The sequence below is a fragment of the Enterococcus sp. AZ191 genome (assembly GCF_051713845.1).
In the GTDB taxonomy this organism is placed as follows: Bacteria; Bacillota; Bacilli; order Lactobacillales; family Enterococcaceae; genus Enterococcus_B; species Enterococcus_B durans.
Map to the genome: position 1 here is coordinate 987,684 of NZ_JBIOQS010000001.1, position 16,267 is coordinate 1,003,950.

Consider the following 16,267-nt stretch of genomic DNA (forward strand, 5'->3'; position numbering starts at 1 on the left):
CTTGCTGGTTTTTGTGTTTTTTTATGATTGAATCGTTAAAATGATTTTTCCAATGTTTTTATTGGCTTCCATATATTCATGTGCTTCTTTCACTTGATCAAGAGGAAAAGTACTATCTATAATCGGCTTTACTTGACCATCTGCAAGATAAGGGCCTACATTGTCCATGAATTCTTGAGTCAATTGTGCTTTATAGGAATCACTACGGGGGGTTAACAAGGTGCCTATCAGTTGCACCCGTTTTGAGATCAATATGCCCAAATCTATTTCTGGAACGATGGTGCCGCCTAACATGCCAATCAAGACCCATCGGCCATCAACTGCGATCGAAGTGAGATTTTTTTGCCAATAAGAAGCACCAATAAAATCTAAAATGACATCCACGCCTCGACCGTTCGTTATTTTTTGAACTTCTTTTTCAAAGTCTTGAGTTTTATAGTTGATCAGTTCATCTGCGCCCAGTTCTTGACAAAAAGCAAGCTTTTCGGTTGAACCAGCGGTAACGATCACTTTTGCCTTCGACAATCGTTTAGCTAATTGAATGGCTGCTGTACCGACACCACTAGCGCCTGCATGGATCAATACAGTTTCATGTTCTTGCAGTTTTCCTAACCAATAAAGGGTCTGGTAAGCAGTAAGAAACACTTCGGAGATTCCAGCAGCAGCCACGTAATCTAAAGAGTCGGGAAGCAAAATTGCTCGATCAGCAGGCATGACAGCATATTCGGCATAGCCACCTAAATTAACTAAGCCGCAAACCCGTGTACCAGGAGTGAATTTGCTGTCTTCACTCTTGTTTTCAATGACCTCACCTGCAACTTCTACGCCTAAAATGGGATAAGGGGGTTCTTGATCCGTTGATTCCCGGCGCATGATATCGGTCCGATTCACTGCTGCAGTGTGGACTTTGATCAAAAGCTGTCCTTTTTCAGGGCGTGGTTTGGGTGCATCAATTTCTTGAAGGACATCAACTGCTCCCGGTTGTTTGAATGTTATTGCTCGCATAAAATTATTCCCCCTGATGCCAGTTTTTAAGAGTACTTGAAAGGTCATCATTGCCTTCGGATACTACGATCGTTGTTTTTTTGATTTCTGGTTGGTCGACCAAAGCAGTCAAGATGGCTGCGACGGTTTTGCGACTGATTGTTTCAGCAGTTTCTTCCGTTGGTTTGGCTAATTGAACGGGTGTCACTTCCTCGTCATTTGTCAATGAAACAGGCTGGATAATGACATAATCCAAAGAAGTACGATTCTTGAGCCATTCATCTGCATAATGTTTCGTGATGTAGTAGTCGATCATCGATTCTGGCCATTTGCTTCGATCATCTGCAAAGACAGCACTGATCATCAAATAACGGAATACATTGGCAATTTCTGCTCCGATCATTGTTTTGATTGCGCCATCTAGATCAACTTGTAAAAGATTTTTTCCTTGAGAACCAGCGGTGAAAATCAACACATCACTCCCTTTGAATGACTGTGCCATTTCTTCAGGAGTCCATGTTAAATCGAAAGAAACATAGCTGACATTCGAATCCTTTATAAGAGATTGAGTTGCGACATCTCTGACACCAGCAACGACTTGATGTTTAGAGGATGCAAGTTCTTTTATTAAGTGGCGGCCAATTTGTCCATTGGCACCTACGACAAAAATTTTCATTTTAATCTTCCTTTCTATAGCAATCAAAACCATGATAACACTAATTTGAAATTTTGTTAGATTTGAACTCTTAAAATATCGGTGGTTTTTTAGTAGATTTGGTAGCTGGTTTTACTTATAAAATAAAAAGCTTGTTCATCCATAAAGAGAAGGGTCTCTTATAAAGATAAACAAGCTTTTGTATGCGACTAGATCTTTGGTTGTGGATTCGTACGGATCAAACGGAGCAATACGCTACAAACACCTGCAGTTGCGAGTCCTGCAACGATGGCTTCTGGGACTCCATTGGTGAAAATAACCGCTAGAACAGCGGAATAAACAGCGTTGATATTTTTGCCGATCACTTGAGCATAGTCTTGCTGGAATAAGAAATAAATCATGTTCATCACTAGAATCGTATTCACAAGTGATCCTGCTAGACCAGCAATAAAGAGAGAAACAGTATTGACTTTGTTTTTGATCAGTTTTTGCATTCCTTTAAAGACGAAGTAAGGAACGACCCCAATAAGGATCCGTGGGATAAAAGCAATCAGCAATGCTTTTAAACTACCATGATCTGTGCCAATCACTGGAATGAACGGAGAAAAAACAAAAGATAAGGGTGTTTGTACTACCGTGCTACGAATCATGCTTATCAAGCCGAAAGACCCTCCTAAAAAAGCGCCTAAACGAGGTCCGAGAACGATAGAAGCGATGATCACAGGAATATGCATCGTCGTAGCATTGATGGGGCCTATAGGAATAAAACCAAGTGGTGTTACAGCTAGTAAAATCAAAATTGCTAAAAACATAGCAGTCAATGTAAAGTTCTTTGTATTTTTCATAATGCCTCCTTTAATTTAAACCATTCTGTTGTTGATTGTTGTAACGACTTGATCGATGATCACTTGGATATCCGCAAGTGCACCTTTGCCAAAATCACCACAAGCTAGTAAAGATTCTCTAGGTTCGATCTCTTGATATCCTACTGATTTTAGAGTAGCGAGATTCTTTTGATTGATTGGATTTTGATACATATTAGTATTCATAGCTGGCGCAATCAATTTAGGTGTTTTGGCAGGCAGTGCCATTGCGACAGTTGAGAGCAGGTCATCTGCGACTCCATTGGCTAGTTTTCCTAGGATATTCGCAGTTGCAGGAGCAATCAATAATAAATCTGCTTGTTTTGCTAACTCGATATGATTGATGACACTCGGTTCTTTTTCTTGCATAACACCAGTATGTACTGCACGTTTTGATAAGGATTGTAAGGTAAGCGGAGTGATAAAATGCGTACTGCTTTTTGTCATGATCACATCAACTTGATAGCCAAGTTTCACGAGTTGGTTCGTAATATCTGCACTTTTATATGCGGAGATACTGCCAGTAATGCCTAAAAGTATTTTTTTCATGGTTCATCCTCCTTTTTGTGAATCAAGATGTCTTCTATTTTAACAAGCGAGCAAAAGGTGTCAACAAGTTGATTTTTTCTGAGGACCCAACATATCTTTTTAGAAAACTAATGAAATAAAAAGAATGTAGGTCCTTTTTACTGAAAATATCTAGCTTGATCCATCAGAAATATTCGTTTGGCTGATCGTCTGTACGATCAATTCAGCGATTTCTTGTTTTGTCTGAGCTTCTTTGACTTCGCCATTTGCTGAAAGCAAATAACCATGGTGAGATTGCCCCGTGATTTCTGTGAGATCATTTGCCAATATATAGTCTGTGCGATTCTTTAGGATGCTTTCTTGAGCGACTGCTAACAATTGTCCTTTTGAAACATCAACTAATAGCTTGAAGCCGATGATTTTAGCTGTTGGCTGCCACTCACGTAGATAACTGATGATTTTTGGCGTTTTTTTCAATACGATCACTAAATGTTCTGTATTAGAAGAAATCTTTTCATCTTGCTGAGGCACATTTTCTTGTGTCATGAACCACTCAGGAAGAGTATCAGGTGATAGTGGCTCTTTCGTTATCGATGTAGCCAATTGTTCTTCTGAAAGGCTAAAAGCTGGAGTGAAGTCACTAACTGCCATGCTATGGATGATTGCATCATAGGTATTATTTTTCAATAATTCCTTTAAAACCGTAAAGAGTTCTAGTGTAGATTCAATCAAGTGCAACTTGATTTTTTCATGGGTTTCTGGCTTCACAGCATTTGCGGTTGTAACATAGTCGATCCTCGCACAAGAAGAATGTACAAAAGCTTCAGCAATCGTTTTTCCAAGGCGACCAGTGGAATGATTCGTGATCGATCGGACTTGGTCGATTTTTTCGCTAGTACCACCAGCAGTGATCAATATCTTCATTTTTGCCCACCTACATTTACTAAAGTTCGTCCTTGATGTGTGCCAGACAAAAGCTGTTGAGTGATTTCTGGCAGCTCTTCAAGGGAAATCTCTTTGACACGAAGGACATCTGTAATGGCCAAATCAGCTAATTGTTGCCAAACTCGGTTACGATCAGCGTGGGGAACATTTACCGAGTCGATCCCAATCAATTGGATATTACGTAAGATAAACGGTAAAACAGTTGTTTCAAGTTTTATACCACCGGCATTCCCACATAAAGCGGCTGCCCCATTATAGGAAATCAGAGGAAGAAGTTTCGCCAATTGAGCCCCACCTACTGTATCGATCAGATAGTCGATCTGTTGTTTGCCCAAAGATTTTGTTTTTTCTGGTAAGAACTCTTCTGGAGAAACAACTTCTGTTGCACCTAGATCAGTTAACCAATCTGTCGTTTGTTGTTTCCGTGTCAAAGCAATAACAGAAGTAAAGCCAAGTTGATGTAATAGAGCAATAGCCACGCTGCCAACGCCACCAGTAGCACCACTTACAACGATTTTATCTGTTTTATTCATCCCTTGTTCGATTAGTGCATTGACACATAAAGAAGCCGTGAGACCGGCTGTGCCTAAGATCATTGCTTGGCGGGAAGCCAAGTTAGCTGGCAGTGGAACGATCCAGTCTGCTGGCACTTTCTGATATTGACTGTACCCACCTGGATGAGAAACTCCTAGTCCATAGCCTGTGACAAGTACAGGGTCACCTAACTGATAGCGTTCATCTTGACTTTCTACAACGATGCCCGCCAAATCGATGCCTGGCGTCATAGGGTAAGAGCGGATCACACCACCTGCTTCACTACTTGCTAGTGCGTCTTTGTAATTGACATCTGAGTATTCTACTTTAATAAAGACTTCACCGTCTTCTAGGAGCGGCTTTTCTTGTTCAACGATAGCGGAATGGAAGGTAGGCACACTCTCTATTTGAAGCGTTTTAAATTTATTCATGTATGCGACTGTTCCTTTCAAAATTTTCTTTTATCATACCATAAAGTTCTCCTTTTTATGGGGGTTCACTGTGCTTTTATTACCAAAAAAAAAGAAATTTAATAAATGGGAAAATACTAGACTTTTTTGAAGAATTTTTTTGTAAAAAGGGTTGTCTTTTTAACTAAAATTTGTATACTAGTACGAGTGATAGTAAACTCTGTGTTTACTATTAGAAAACTTCAATGAGGAGGAATGAGATGGAGATTGGTGATAAGCTAAGGAATCTACGGATCCAAAAAAATTTGACTCAGGAAGAATTAGGCGAACGGACAGATTTGTCCAAAGGTTATATTTCTCAGCTGGAACGAGATTTAAGTTCCCCATCAATGGAAACTTTTTTTTCTATTCTTGAAGTACTCGGTGTGACACCTGAAGAATTTTTCCATCAAGATACTGTGAATCAGCAAGTGGTTTATTCAAAAGAAGACCACACGATTTATCAAGATGAGGAAAATGGCTACGAATTAGAGTGGCTTGTATCAGATTCAAATGAAAAAGAAATGGAACCTGTCTTATTGACTTTTGAAAAGGCAGGAGAATATAAAACATTCGAACCTTCACGATCAGAAACGTTTATTTTTGTGTTGGAAGGGGAATTAGAGTTAAGCTTAGGAGAGAAAAAATACGTAGCGCAAGCAGGGCAATCAATCTATTACCAGGCAACAAAGCACCATCAGTTAAGGAATCATCAAACGAAACGGACCAAAGCATTGATTGTTGCTACACAATCGTATTTGTAATTTAGGAGGTTAAATAGTGGGAAACCCAATTATTTCATTTGATCAAGTAGTGAAACGCTACGACGATGAATCAATTTTAAAAAATGTAAGTTTCGAGATCGAACAAGGAAAATTTTACACATTGCTGGGTCCTTCTGGCTGTGGTAAAACAACGATTTTAAGAATCATTGCAGGCTTCACGGAAGCGACAGAAGGCGATATCTATTTTGAAGGAAAAAGACTAAATGACTTGCCAGCAAACAAGCGCCAAGTAAATACGGTTTTCCAAGATTATGCGTTGTTTCCACATATGAATGTCTTCGATAACGTTGCCTTTGGTTTGGAAATCAAGAAAATGAATAAAGGCGAAATCGAAAAAAAAGTAAAAGATGCGCTGCGTATGGTCCAACTACCAGGATATGAAACCCGTGAAATCAGTGAAATGTCCGGTGGTCAAAGACAAAGAGTTGCAATTGCCAGAGCAATCGTGAATGAACCTAAAGTCTTATTGCTAGATGAACCACTGTCTGCATTGGATCTAAAGTTGCGTACAGCGATGCAGTATGAATTAAGAGAATTACAACAACGATTAGGAATCACCTTTATTTTTGTGACTCACGACCAAGAAGAAGCACTAGCGATGAGTGATGAGATCTTCGTCATGAATAAAGGGAAAATCGTGCAAAGTGGAACCCCAGTCGATATCTACGATGAACCAATCAGTCATTTTGTTGCGGATTTTGTTGGAGAAAGCAATATCGTCAATGGGGTGATGATCGAAGACAATTTGGTGGAATTTGTTGGTAAACAATTTGAGTGTGTGGATGGTGGGATGCGCCCTAATGAACCAGTAGAAGTGGTATTACGCCCAGAGGATCTGACAATCACCACTCCAGACAAAGGAAAACTAGTCGTGACTGTTGACACACAACTCTTCCGCGGCGTCCATTACGAGATCATTTGTTACGATGAACAGCAAAATGAGTGGATGGTACACTCCACAAAAAAAGCCAAAGAAGGTAGTCAAGTTGGCTTAGTCTTTGAACCAGAAGATATCCATGTGATGCGTTTCAACGAGACAGAAGAAGAATTCGATGCTCGTTTGGAGAGCTATGAAGAGTAAGGAGGGACAATAATGAAAACAATGCGTAGAATCTATTCAGTCCCTTATATCTTATGGTTAGGATTGTTTGTTATTGCGCCAGTTTTGCTGATCATTTATCAATCTTTCTTTGATATGAACGGTCAGTTCACTTTAAGTAACTATGCCGCATATTTTACGTCAGGCACCTATTTATCAATGACACTTAATTCAGTTTGGTATGCTTTTTTGATCACTTTTTTTACTCTTATCATCAGTTACCCAACTGCCTATTTTTTAACTAAACTAAAACATAAGCAACTGTGGTTGATGTTGATCATCTTACCGACATGGGTCAATTTATTATTAAAAGCGTATGCCTTTATTGGAATCTTTAGTATTCATGGAAGTGTCAACCACTTTTTTGACTTTTTAGGAATCGGTCTAAGGCAGATTTTGTTTACAGACTTTAGTTTTTTATTTGTAGCTACTTATATAGAAATTCCTTTTATGATCATGCCAATCTTCAATGCGCTAGAAGAAATGAATCCTTCGTTGATCAGTGCTAGTCGTGATCTAGGAGCAAATAATTTTGAAACATTCCGTCGGGTCATTTTTCCATTATCTTTAAACGGTGTGAAGAGTGGTGTGCAAGCTGTGTTTATCCCATCCTTGTCATTGTTCATGCTGACTCGTTTGATTGGCGGAAATCGAGTGATCACACTAGGTACAGCAATCGAACAGCATTTCTTGGTAACTCAAAACTGGGGAATGGGCTCAACAATCGGCGTTATTCTGATCATTGCCATGTTTATCGTTATGTTACTCACGGGTGAGAAGAAGAAGGGAGGCCGTTCACGATGAAAAAAATCAAATGGTCTTATCTTTACCTAGCAATTGTTTTTCTTTTGTTATATCTGCCGATTTTTTATTTGATTTTTTATTCCTTCAATGCTGGTGGCACGATGAACAGTTTCACTGGTTTTACGTGGGAAAATTACCAAGCAGTCTTTGACGATACGCGGTTGATCATCATTGTACTGAACACGTTTATGTTGGCTTTTTTATCAGCTTTGATTGCGACGATCATTGGAACATTTGGTGCAATGGGCATCTATTACACGAAAAAAAGGCAAGCAAGAACGGCTCTGCTAAGTATGAACAATATTTTACTCGTTTCACCCGATGTCATCATAGGTGCTAGTTTCTTGATCTTCTTTACTTTATTAGGATTTGGCCTAGGATTTCAAAGTGTTTTACTCTCACATATTGCCTTTAGTATTCCTATCGTCGTTCTGATGGTATTGCCGAAGCTACAGGAAATGAATGATTCGATGGTTGATGCTGCAAGAGATTTGGGTGCCAATAATCTACAAGTTGTAAAAAATATCATCTTGCCGTTTCTTTCACCTGGGATCATTGCAGGCTATTTCATGGCATTTACGTATTCACTAGATGATTTTGCAGTAACCTTCTTTGTTACTGGGAATGGCTTCACGACCTTATCCGTAGAAATCTACTCACGCGCGCGCCAAGGAATCAGTCTGGAAATCAACGCATTAAGCGCACTTGTTTTCCTATTTTCAATGATTCTTGTAATTGGCTACTATTTCATTAGCAAAGAAAACCGTCCGAAAAAATTAAGAAAGAACCGTCGCGGACGTGAGGAGGTGGCACGTTTACGATGAAAAAATTACAATCATTATTCATTGGTATCCTAGTCATCATCGTGGTTTTGCTTTTTGGCGTTCGTCAACTAGAGAAGGCCAGCGGGATGAGTGGTGCTAAGATCGTCACGATCTACAACTGGGGGGACTACGTTGATCCTAGCTTGATCACTAAATTTGAACAAGAAACTGGATACAAAGTCAACTATGAAACGTTTGATTCAAATGAAGCAATGTTCACGAAGATCCAACAAGGTGGAACGAATTATGATATCGCCATCCCTAGTGAATATATGATCCAAAAAATGATCAAAGAAAAACTTGTGCTACCGTTAGATCATACAAAAATCAAAGGGTTAGCAAACATTGATGATCGCTTCTTGAATCAGGATTTTGATCCAAACAACACCTATTCCGTCCCTTATTTTTGGGGAACATTAGGTATCGTTTACAATGATAAAATGTTCAAGGAAAATGAGATCAAACATTGGAATGACTTGTGGAAACCAGAATTGAGAGATAGCTTGATGCTGATCGATGGCGCACGAGAAGTAATGGGACTTTCATTAAATAGTCTTGGCTACTCATTGAACAGCAAAAATAGAGATCAGTTAAATGAAGCGGCTAACAAGTTGAACCAGATGACCCCTAATATAAAAGCAATCGTTGCGGATGAGATCAAAATGTATATGATCAATGAAGAAGCTTCTGTGGCAGTCACTTTTTCCGGTGAAGCTGCAGATATGATGTCTGAAAATGAACATTTGCATTACGTGATTCCCTCAGAAGGCTCAAATCTATGGTTCGATAATATCGTTATGCCGAAAACAGCTAAGAATAAAGAAGGTGCCTATGACTTTATCAACTTCATGTTAGAACCAGAAAATGCAGCGCAAAATGCCGAATATATCGGTTATTCAACACCAAATAAAAAAGCGAAAGCATTATTGCCAAAGGAGATTTCTGAAGATGAACAATTTTATCCTTCAGACGATACGATCTCCCACCTAGAAGTTTATGAAGACCTCGGACCAAAATATCTAGGCATCTATAATGACTTGTTCTTGGAATTCAAGATGTATCGGAAATGATGGCAAAACTCAATAAAACTGGGGAAAACTCGGTGATCAAAAACCTTTATTTACGTACTTCTGAAAGCTCAGTTTTCCAATTTTCTACCAAAAGCGTCTTTTTAGGCGCTTTTTTTGCGTTATTTTATTTTTTCTACCAGAGTAAAATTAAATAAAATACTGATTTTGTACCAACTTTAACTCTTTTTCTTCCTTTTTTTTGGTCGATGTCCAGATTAACATCTAATAAATAACCATTATCAATTTTTTTAATAATATTCCTACCTTTGTTAATAAAAATATCTCTTATTCATTAAGGAACATTCGTTCTGTTTCGTGTAGGCTAATGTTACTTATAATATTTCTCTAAAATTTAATAGGTTACTCCAAACTGAAACGATTATGCTCCTAATACCACTTTTTATGAAAAAACAGGGATATTAAATCATATATGTTATTATTTTCACATAATTTTTGATATTTTAATTAATTTTATTAGGAGGGGGATTTTTGAATCAGTATAGCTATTTATCTTAATAATAGCAGTATTATCGCTTCTAAATATTTGAATTTTTGATAAGAGTAGAAATGCAGGAATAGGATTTAGAACGAAACGGAGTATGTCTTCTAACAAAAACTGGGTATATTCACAAACTATTTTTTATAGAGGAATCATTGTAATTAGTTTATTTTCTTTAATTCTTTATTTTTTCAATATAATAAATGTTTCTGTGTCAAATTTTATATCTATTATTGGAATCGTTATTTCTGCAATTATTACACAACTATTTCTAGTATATGGAGACAAGTCTAAAAATGGAAAAAATAAGCAAGAAAAAGCTATTATGCCGAGCAGTGCAGGAATTATTACTACTTATAAATGTACAGCAGAATGTGAAGATTGCTGTTTTAATTGCTCTAGAAAAAAACTTCCATAATGAATACACAACAGTTGATTCATATTATTGAGGAATTAATCTCTCTAGAGTGTGTGAAGGTTATTGTTTTTACTGGTGGCGAAGCAACGTTACTGGGTAATATGTTAATAGCAGGAATAAATTATGCAACTAAAAATGGATTAGCAACTAGGCTTGTTACAAATGGTCATTGGGCATCTAATCCAGTTAGAGCAGAGAAATATGCTAAAAAACTAAAAGATGCAGGATTAAAAGAAATTAATTTTTCAACAGGTGATCAACACCAAAAGTATGTGCGAGTAGACAATGTACTATTAGGTTCATTAATGGCTATAGAGCAAGATATACCAGTTTCTATATCGTTAGAAACGCACAGGTTTGCAAAATTCCGTGAAAATGATTTGAAATTAAATCCAATATTAAAAAAATTATGGATTCAAAAAATAAAGATTTATTTAATTATATTTGTTCTTCTTGGATATCTACAAAAAACATAAATAAATACGGCCATAATAACCATGAAATAAATTTAAGTGAACTGGATTATGGATGTGATAATCTCTACTCAAATATTTCTGTTGATTCTGATAATAATATCTATAGCTGTTGCGGATTAACGATTCATTCAATTAGAGAGATGTCGTTGGGAAATATAGAAAAGATACCGCTAGAAAAGGCGATAAATAAACAACTAGATGATTTATTAAAAAATGGATTTTTTTAGTTGGGCCTTATCACATAATTAAAAAAGCTAAAGAGTGGAACGAAAAAATTAAAATCCCTAAACTTGGTCACCGATGTTTATATTGTGCATATATATAATAATCCATTAGTAATGGAAACGATTAGAAATAATATATGAATAATAAGTGATGAAATAATAATAAGTGATGAAATAGAGTCGAATTTTATTGAAAAAACGATTTTCTATAAAAATTTTAATTAAACGATATGGAGTAATAATTATGGATATGAATTTATTTAAAAAACTAAATCGATTAAGCAATAATCCGGAATTTAAACTTGCGTGTGAAAAAGAAGATATGGATATGATACAACAATTACTTATACACGCTCAAATAATTGTTCCTTTAGAACCTGTGGGAACATCTATTTCTAGAGCTGGTTGGTACTATACAAATCTTTATATAGTTGCGGAAGCTGTGGCAGCAGGTGTAGTGGCTGCTGTAGCAAATTTTGTAGTAGTGATGCCCTCAGTTCACTCTTCTGAATATACCTTACATTCACCAGTTTTACAGAACGTATTAAAGGTTATTAGTAGATATAGTAACCAAAATTTCACACAAAAAATGATGGAATGTTTTAATGAAATTGAAAGTAACTCATTTGCTTAATTTAGCTAAATATATCATGAAGTAAAAGGATTATGTTTTGTACAAAGTCATGATAAATCTATTTTCATTGAATTTTTAAATAAGATGTATCGGAAATAAGTGCAAAGGCCTATAAAAAATAAGATACCTCTGAGGAATCAAAAACTTTCGTCTACAGGAACTAGTCGTATTATAATCGGCACATGTATCTGTACCTTTAGTCATTCTCATTCCTTGCAAAAATGACTAAAAAATGTTCTTTTATGATTTTTTAGTTGTTAGTATCCTCTATCATGCTATACTTGCTTTATATATTTACAGCGAAAAGAGGATAAAAAATTAGAAAGATGGCAATGAAAGGTTTGATATTGGGTGCAATGATGGTTGGTAGTTTTGTTATCGGTCAAGCAACTTTTGCGGATAGCTCTATTCCGATGTACCGTATGTACAATCCTTATAGTGGCGAACATTTGTATACGCGCAGTACTGGCGAGCGGGATAACTTGGAACGTTATGGTTGGCGGTATGAAGGTGTGGCATGGCAAGCACCAGAAACTGGGTCTCCGGTGTATCGTTTGTACAATCGTTCGAATGGCGAACATTTTTATACAACTAACGTTGGTGAGCGAGATCAAATCAGTCATACAGGTTGGACATATGAAGGAATTGCTTTTTATTCTTACACTGGAGCGAATGGTGTTCCTGTCACTCGTTTATATAACCGTCAAGTGAATTGGCACCATTACACGTTGGATCAAAATGAAAAGAATGTGATTTCTCGCCAAGGCTGGAACATTGAAGGGACTGGTTGGTATGCAATGCCGAATAGCCAGGCAAATCCAACACCAGCACCAACAAATAATAAAGTATTAAATGTGCCAGTAGTTTGGCAAGGAGATACGATGTTATGTGAAGGAGCATCACTATTGGAAGGATTGCACTATAAGGGAGTCGCAACCAATCAATCCTTAACAAGTTTCGTTAATTCGATGCCTAAAGCTTCTGATGGTAATCCAAATCATGGGTATTCAGGTGAATGGCGCTACAATGTAAATGGTACGTATCAAGGCATGTTGGCTGATCCAGTTGTGCAATGGGCTAAAAACGTAGGCGGAAATGCTGTGAATATCACAGGTTCTGGCACAAATGGTATAAAGAATGAAATCCGTAATGGCAACCCAGTTGTTACTTGGATCACGTATAACTACGCTTCTCCACAATTTAAGCAAATGCCTTGGGGACGTGCAGTCTGGAACGGACATGTGGTTCTAGTTGATGGTTTTAGAGATGGTGCGTATCACGTGGTCGATCCTGTTTTTGGGGCAAAATGGATCAATGCTTCTACTTATGAGAACGCATTTAATGTGACAGGTATGGCAGTAGTTGTGAGATAAAAAATAATAAAGGATACTGGAGCAAAAGAGCGCTGACTCCAGAAACAACAGAAAATAGTCAAAGTTTATTTTATAAAAAATTGACATTTTTTTGAAAAATGTTATCCTGATATCAATCAAATAACATCCGTTGAGAAGGAAAGTAAGTAATCGAGTCGTTTTAAGAGAGGCTTCGTTTGGTGAGAGAAGCTAAATAAAAGATTAGTGAAAATGACCTTTTAGGATTTTTGTCGATACGTAGGCAAAAACGAAGAAGTCTCCCGTTAACGAGACCACTGATCAAATCGTCAGACGAAGGGAAAGAAAAATCTTTCTAAAAAAAGGTGGTACCACGAGCATAATCGTCCTTTTACTAGTATGTATTGCTAGTAAAGGGGCTTTTTTTATAAAATTCAAAGGAGTGTCGAATATGAATCAAACAATCCCATTTACAGTCGATCACGTAGGTAGTTTTCTACGTCCTAAATCAATCAAAGAAGCAAGACAAAGAGTGAAGGAAGGAACAACTACCAAAGAAGAACTTCGTGAAATCGAAAATGAAGAAATAAAAAAATTAGTAGCGAGCCAAAAGGCAGTTGGATTAAAGGGAATCACTGATGGAGAGTTTCGTCGAGGGTTTTGGCATATTGATTTTCTAGAAGGCTTGAATGGTATCGAAGGCTATGTACCAGAAACAGGCTATAACCAAAAATTCCAAGGAAAAGCAGCACCTTCATATAACATCCGCGTAGTAGATAAAATCTCTTTTGATCCGAATCATCCTTTCTTAGATGATTTTACCTTTTTAAAAGAAGTTGTAAAAACAGATGGTACATCTGTAGCAAAAGCAACGATTCCTAGTCCAACGATGATTTTACGCCAAGAACTTTTATCAAATGATGGTACTTCTAAAATCAAAGAAGTTTATCCCGACTTAACCGAATTTTACACTGATTTATCTACGACTTATCAGGATGCTGTCCAAGCATTTTATGATAGAGGCTGTCGCTATTTGCAATTTGATGACACGAATTGGGCATTTTTAGCGGATAAAACAAAGCGTGAATCCCTTGAAGCAAAAGGGATCGATCCTGAGGAAGTTGCTGAAATCTGTACAACGATTATCAATGGTGCATTGGCGGATAAACCAGAAGATTTGACAGTGACAACACATATTTGTCGAGGAAATCATGCTTCATCATGGCTTTTTTCTGGTGGCTATGAGCCGATTGCTAAAAATTTATTTGCAACAAATTATGATGGCTTCTTTTTGGAATATGACTCTGACCGAGCTGGTGATTTTTCTCCACTACGTTATTGGACGAATAAGAAGAGTAAAGTTGTGTTGGGACTGGTCACTTCTAAATTTCCAGAATTAGAAGATCCTAGTGAAATCAAGAAACGTATTGAAGAGGCACAACAGTATGTGCCATTAGAAAATTTAAGTATTAGCCCGCAATGTGGCTTTGCATCCACAGAAGAAGGAAATCGTTTAACGGAAGAAGAACAGTGGAAAAAAATCGAATTATTACAAAAAGTTGCAACCGAAGTTTGGCACGACAAGTAATAATTCAAGTGTTAGAAGAAGGAGAGTACAATAGTTATCTGTTGTACTCTCCTATTTTCATGTTGTTTTTCATTTTATGATGGTCAGTAAGGATAAATCGACCTATACAAAAGTAAGATGGTTCGTATAATTTATGTATCTTATTGAAGTTAGGAGTGATACGTATCGGAGTCAAAGAATGGTTTAGAAAAAAAATAGGCAGTCAGTTAGACAGTAAGAGGCCATCCTTACAGAATAATAGCAAGAGTGGACAGTTAACGTACGAGGAACTCACTAAAAAAATTGAAAAATTGAAACAAAACTATTTTGCAAGTCCCAATGATCCTGTTATATATTTTTCTCCAGCACAGACGAGAGAGCGTCTAAAACAAACGAGCGAATATGCCATTCATTTAGGGGAATATTTTTCTAAATCTGAGCCAGAAGAATTTCGTAAGAAAATGAAAGAATATCGCTATGGTATGCTTTCATTAGCTGAATATCAATACTACTGGATCGCTATTGAAAAAGAGGCTATCAAGAAAATTGGAAACAAGGAGATCATCGAAGCATTAGAGCAAACACTAACGATCAGAGAAAGAATTTTCCAGATGTGTATGGCGAATGAAATTGCAAACCCATTATTAAATGAAAAAGCATTTGATGAAGTAATTGGACGGATCGCTTATCGACACTATCAAATAGATACAGCTATCTTGAGAGATGAAAAAAATGTTGTAAAATTCGCTAACAAGCATGAGACAGCAGAAAAATGGGAGACTTGTTCAGATGGGATTCCAGATGAAACTCCCACAGGAAAGACTGAAAATAGCCAGCGAGTATCAGGGAATACAGGGATTTTAAAGATGGGTAAGATGACTATAAATTTTGCGAATATGCATGAAACGTTGGAGAAATGGGAAACTTATCCCGAGACCCTGCAAGTGGGCTCTTCATCAGTGAAAGAAAATCAACCAGCACCACAAATTATCACAGCTAGATTGAAAAGCAAGATACCCAAAGTGAATTTAAGAGAAATACATAAAAAAGATGCTGGAGAGAGTCAAGAGAAAAAAATCATTCAGCTTATACAAAATAAAGCAAAAAATGAAACAAAAGTGTGTCAAAAAAATATCCAGAAAGCAAGAAAATGGTATGTTTTTTCTCGATGATGATAAAGAGAGGCAAATGAATTAACGAAATGTTTTTTTCACTATCGAAGTATGATCGATGAATCCAAGTTTAAAATTGATTTTGTAAGGAGATGAGAGGCACTTTATGCTAGGTGTAACGTCTCTTGGTACAATAACATACGATGAACTGGCTATAAATAACCCCTTTGGTCAAAAAATAGCTTTTTGACCAAAGGGGTTATATAAAGAACGTTACATAATTTTTTTATCGGTGTTTATATTTTCTTAAGTTTTATGCCAAGAAAAAGGCAAATATTCATTGATAATTCTTCATTTTTTTTCTATATTCTATGGACATACCAACAAGTAACCCTATAATGCTTTTTCATTTTTACTCCTCAAGTAAAAATAAACTCCTAGGCCGCGGCTATTCCACCGCGGCTCT

General features: G+C 37.0%; 16 protein-coding genes, 1 pseudogene and 1 other annotated feature. Of the genes and pseudogenes, 11 read left to right on the forward strand and 6 right to left on the reverse strand.

From position 1 onward, the window contains the following. Positions 1–21: 21 nt before the first annotated feature. The 6 genes from IGI47_RS04700 to IGI47_RS04725 all read right to left on the reverse strand — a co-directional run bounded on the left by IGI47_RS04700 (position 22) and on the right by IGI47_RS04725 (position 4,940). On the reverse strand, positions 22–1,005 hold the full coding sequence (locus IGI47_RS04700) for an NAD(P)H-quinone oxidoreductase (protein ID WP_438783502.1): 984 nt from the start codon (positions 1,003–1,005) through the stop codon (positions 22–24). Between the two features lie 4 nt (positions 1,006–1,009). Continuing rightward, complete coding sequence (locus tag IGI47_RS04705; protein ID WP_311930115.1) at positions 1,010–1,660, reverse strand: SDR family oxidoreductase; 651 nt, start codon at positions 1,658–1,660, stop codon at positions 1,010–1,012. A 188-nt stretch (positions 1,661–1,848) separates the two neighbouring features. After that, positions 1,849–2,484 carry an ECF transporter S component gene (locus tag IGI47_RS04710; RefSeq protein WP_311930116.1) on the reverse strand — a complete coding sequence of 212 codons (636 nt, stop codon included), beginning with the start codon at positions 2,482–2,484 and terminating at the stop codon, positions 1,849–1,851. A gap of 15 nt (positions 2,485–2,499) precedes the next feature. After that, positions 2,500–3,051 carry a phosphopantothenoylcysteine decarboxylase gene (gene coaC / locus IGI47_RS04715; RefSeq protein ID WP_311930117.1) on the reverse strand — a complete coding sequence of 184 codons (552 nt, stop codon included), beginning with the start codon at positions 3,049–3,051 and terminating at the stop codon, positions 2,500–2,502. Positions 3,052–3,201: 150 nt separating this feature from the next. After that, the gene (locus IGI47_RS04720) at positions 3,202–3,954 is read right to left on the reverse strand and encodes a phosphopantothenate--cysteine ligase (protein WP_311930118.1); all 753 of its coding nucleotides are present in this window, start codon (positions 3,952–3,954) and stop codon (positions 3,202–3,204) included. Continuing rightward, entirely contained in the window at positions 3,951–4,940 is a 990-nt protein-coding gene (locus IGI47_RS04725) for an acrylyl-CoA reductase family protein (protein ID WP_438783503.1), read from the reverse strand. Before IGI47_RS04725 ends, IGI47_RS04720 begins: the two co-directional genes overlap by 4 nt. 239 nt (positions 4,941–5,179) lie before the next feature. Here IGI47_RS04725 and IGI47_RS04730 point away from each other — a divergent pair, with 239 nt between their 5' ends. From IGI47_RS04730 to IGI47_RS04780, 11 genes and pseudogenes are all read left to right on the forward strand, one after another. After that, on the forward strand, positions 5,180–5,722 hold the full coding sequence (locus IGI47_RS04730; protein WP_104661101.1) for a helix-turn-helix domain-containing protein: 543 nt from the start codon (positions 5,180–5,182) through the stop codon (positions 5,720–5,722). Positions 5,723–5,738: 16 nt separating this feature from the next. Next, positions 5,739–6,824, forward strand: coding sequence for an ABC transporter ATP-binding protein (locus IGI47_RS04735; RefSeq protein ID WP_438783504.1), 1,086 nt, complete (start codon positions 5,739–5,741; stop codon positions 6,822–6,824). Between the two features lie 12 nt (positions 6,825–6,836). Next, positions 6,837–7,646, forward strand: coding sequence for an ABC transporter permease (locus IGI47_RS04740; RefSeq protein ID WP_438783506.1), 810 nt, complete (start codon positions 6,837–6,839; stop codon positions 7,644–7,646). Continuing rightward, positions 7,643–8,470, forward strand: a complete 828-nt coding sequence (locus IGI47_RS04745; RefSeq protein WP_005878070.1) for an ABC transporter permease — start codon at positions 7,643–7,645, stop codon at positions 8,468–8,470. The genes IGI47_RS04740 and IGI47_RS04745 overlap by 4 nt, the downstream gene beginning before the upstream one ends. After that, positions 8,467–9,540 carry an ABC transporter substrate-binding protein gene (locus IGI47_RS04750; RefSeq protein WP_438783507.1) on the forward strand — a complete coding sequence of 358 codons (1,074 nt, stop codon included), beginning with the start codon at positions 8,467–8,469 and terminating at the stop codon, positions 9,538–9,540. The genes IGI47_RS04745 and IGI47_RS04750 overlap by 4 nt, the downstream gene beginning before the upstream one ends. A 548-nt stretch (positions 9,541–10,088) precedes the next feature. After that, positions 10,089–10,337 (forward strand): annotated as a pseudogene (locus tag IGI47_RS04755) (SdpI family protein); the annotation flags it as partial. Between the two features lie 119 nt (positions 10,338–10,456). Continuing rightward, the gene (locus IGI47_RS04760; RefSeq protein ID WP_438783508.1) at positions 10,457–10,933 is read left to right on the forward strand and encodes a radical SAM protein; all 477 of its coding nucleotides are present in this window, start codon (positions 10,457–10,459) and stop codon (positions 10,931–10,933) included. 468 nt (positions 10,934–11,401) lie between these two features. Then, positions 11,402–11,791: a hypothetical protein gene (locus tag IGI47_RS04765; RefSeq protein ID WP_438783509.1), complete on the forward strand. Its 390-nt coding sequence runs from the start codon at positions 11,402–11,404 to the stop codon at positions 11,789–11,791. Positions 11,792–12,147: 356 nt separating this feature from the next. Further along, positions 12,148–13,164: a C39 family peptidase gene (locus IGI47_RS04770; RefSeq protein WP_438784446.1), complete on the forward strand. Its 1,017-nt coding sequence runs from the start codon at positions 12,148–12,150 to the stop codon at positions 13,162–13,164. 121 nt (positions 13,165–13,285) lie between these two features. Then, positions 13,286–13,516: a binding site (T-box leader), on the forward strand. A gap of 57 nt (positions 13,517–13,573) precedes the next feature. After that, positions 13,574–14,710: a 5-methyltetrahydropteroyltriglutamate--homocysteine S-methyltransferase gene (locus tag IGI47_RS04775; protein ID WP_311930125.1), complete on the forward strand. Its 1,137-nt coding sequence runs from the start codon at positions 13,574–13,576 to the stop codon at positions 14,708–14,710. Positions 14,711–14,865: 155 nt separating this feature from the next. Continuing rightward, on the forward strand, positions 14,866–15,861 hold the full coding sequence (locus IGI47_RS04780) for a hypothetical protein (RefSeq protein WP_311930126.1): 996 nt from the start codon (positions 14,866–14,868) through the stop codon (positions 15,859–15,861). Positions 15,862–16,267: the final 406 nt, after the last annotated feature.

Bases quoted from the DNA above. Each gene is read 5' to 3' on its own strand.
- IGI47_RS04750 (WP_438783507.1), top strand. From the start codon at position 8,467: ATGAAAAAATTACAATCATTATTCATTGGTATCCTAGTCATCATCGTG.
- IGI47_RS04740 (WP_438783506.1), top strand. From the start codon at position 6,837: ATGAAAACAATGCGTAGAATCTATTCAGTCCCTTATATCTTATGGTTA.
- IGI47_RS04770 (WP_438784446.1), top strand. From the start codon at position 12,148: ATGATGGTTGGTAGTTTTGTTATCGGTCAAGCAACTTTTGCGGATAGC.
- IGI47_RS04775 (WP_311930125.1), top strand. From the start codon at position 13,574: ATGAATCAAACAATCCCATTTACAGTCGATCACGTAGGTAGTTTTCTA.
- IGI47_RS04710 (WP_311930116.1), bottom strand. From the start codon at position 2,484: ATGAAAAATACAAAGAACTTTACATTGACTGCTATGTTTTTAGCAATT.
- IGI47_RS04700 (WP_438783502.1), bottom strand. From the start codon at position 1,005: ATGCGAGCAATAACATTCAAACAACCGGGAGCAGTTGATGTCCTTCAA.
- IGI47_RS04730 (WP_104661101.1), top strand. From the start codon at position 5,180: ATGGAGATTGGTGATAAGCTAAGGAATCTACGGATCCAAAAAAATTTG.
- IGI47_RS04720 (WP_311930118.1), bottom strand. From the start codon at position 3,954: ATGAAGATATTGATCACTGCTGGTGGTACTAGCGAAAAAATCGACCAA.
- coaC (WP_311930117.1), bottom strand. From the start codon at position 3,051: ATGAAAAAAATACTTTTAGGCATTACTGGCAGTATCTCCGCATATAAA.
- IGI47_RS04765 (WP_438783509.1), top strand. From the start codon at position 11,402: ATGGATATGAATTTATTTAAAAAACTAAATCGATTAAGCAATAATCCG.
- IGI47_RS04760 (WP_438783508.1), top strand. From the start codon at position 10,457: ATGAATACACAACAGTTGATTCATATTATTGAGGAATTAATCTCTCTA.
- IGI47_RS04705 (WP_311930115.1), bottom strand. From the start codon at position 1,660: ATGAAAATTTTTGTCGTAGGTGCCAATGGACAAATTGGCCGCCACTTA.
- IGI47_RS04725 (WP_438783503.1), bottom strand. From the start codon at position 4,940: ATGAATAAATTTAAAACGCTTCAAATAGAGAGTGTGCCTACCTTCCAT.
- IGI47_RS04745 (WP_005878070.1), top strand. From the start codon at position 7,643: ATGAAAAAAATCAAATGGTCTTATCTTTACCTAGCAATTGTTTTTCTT.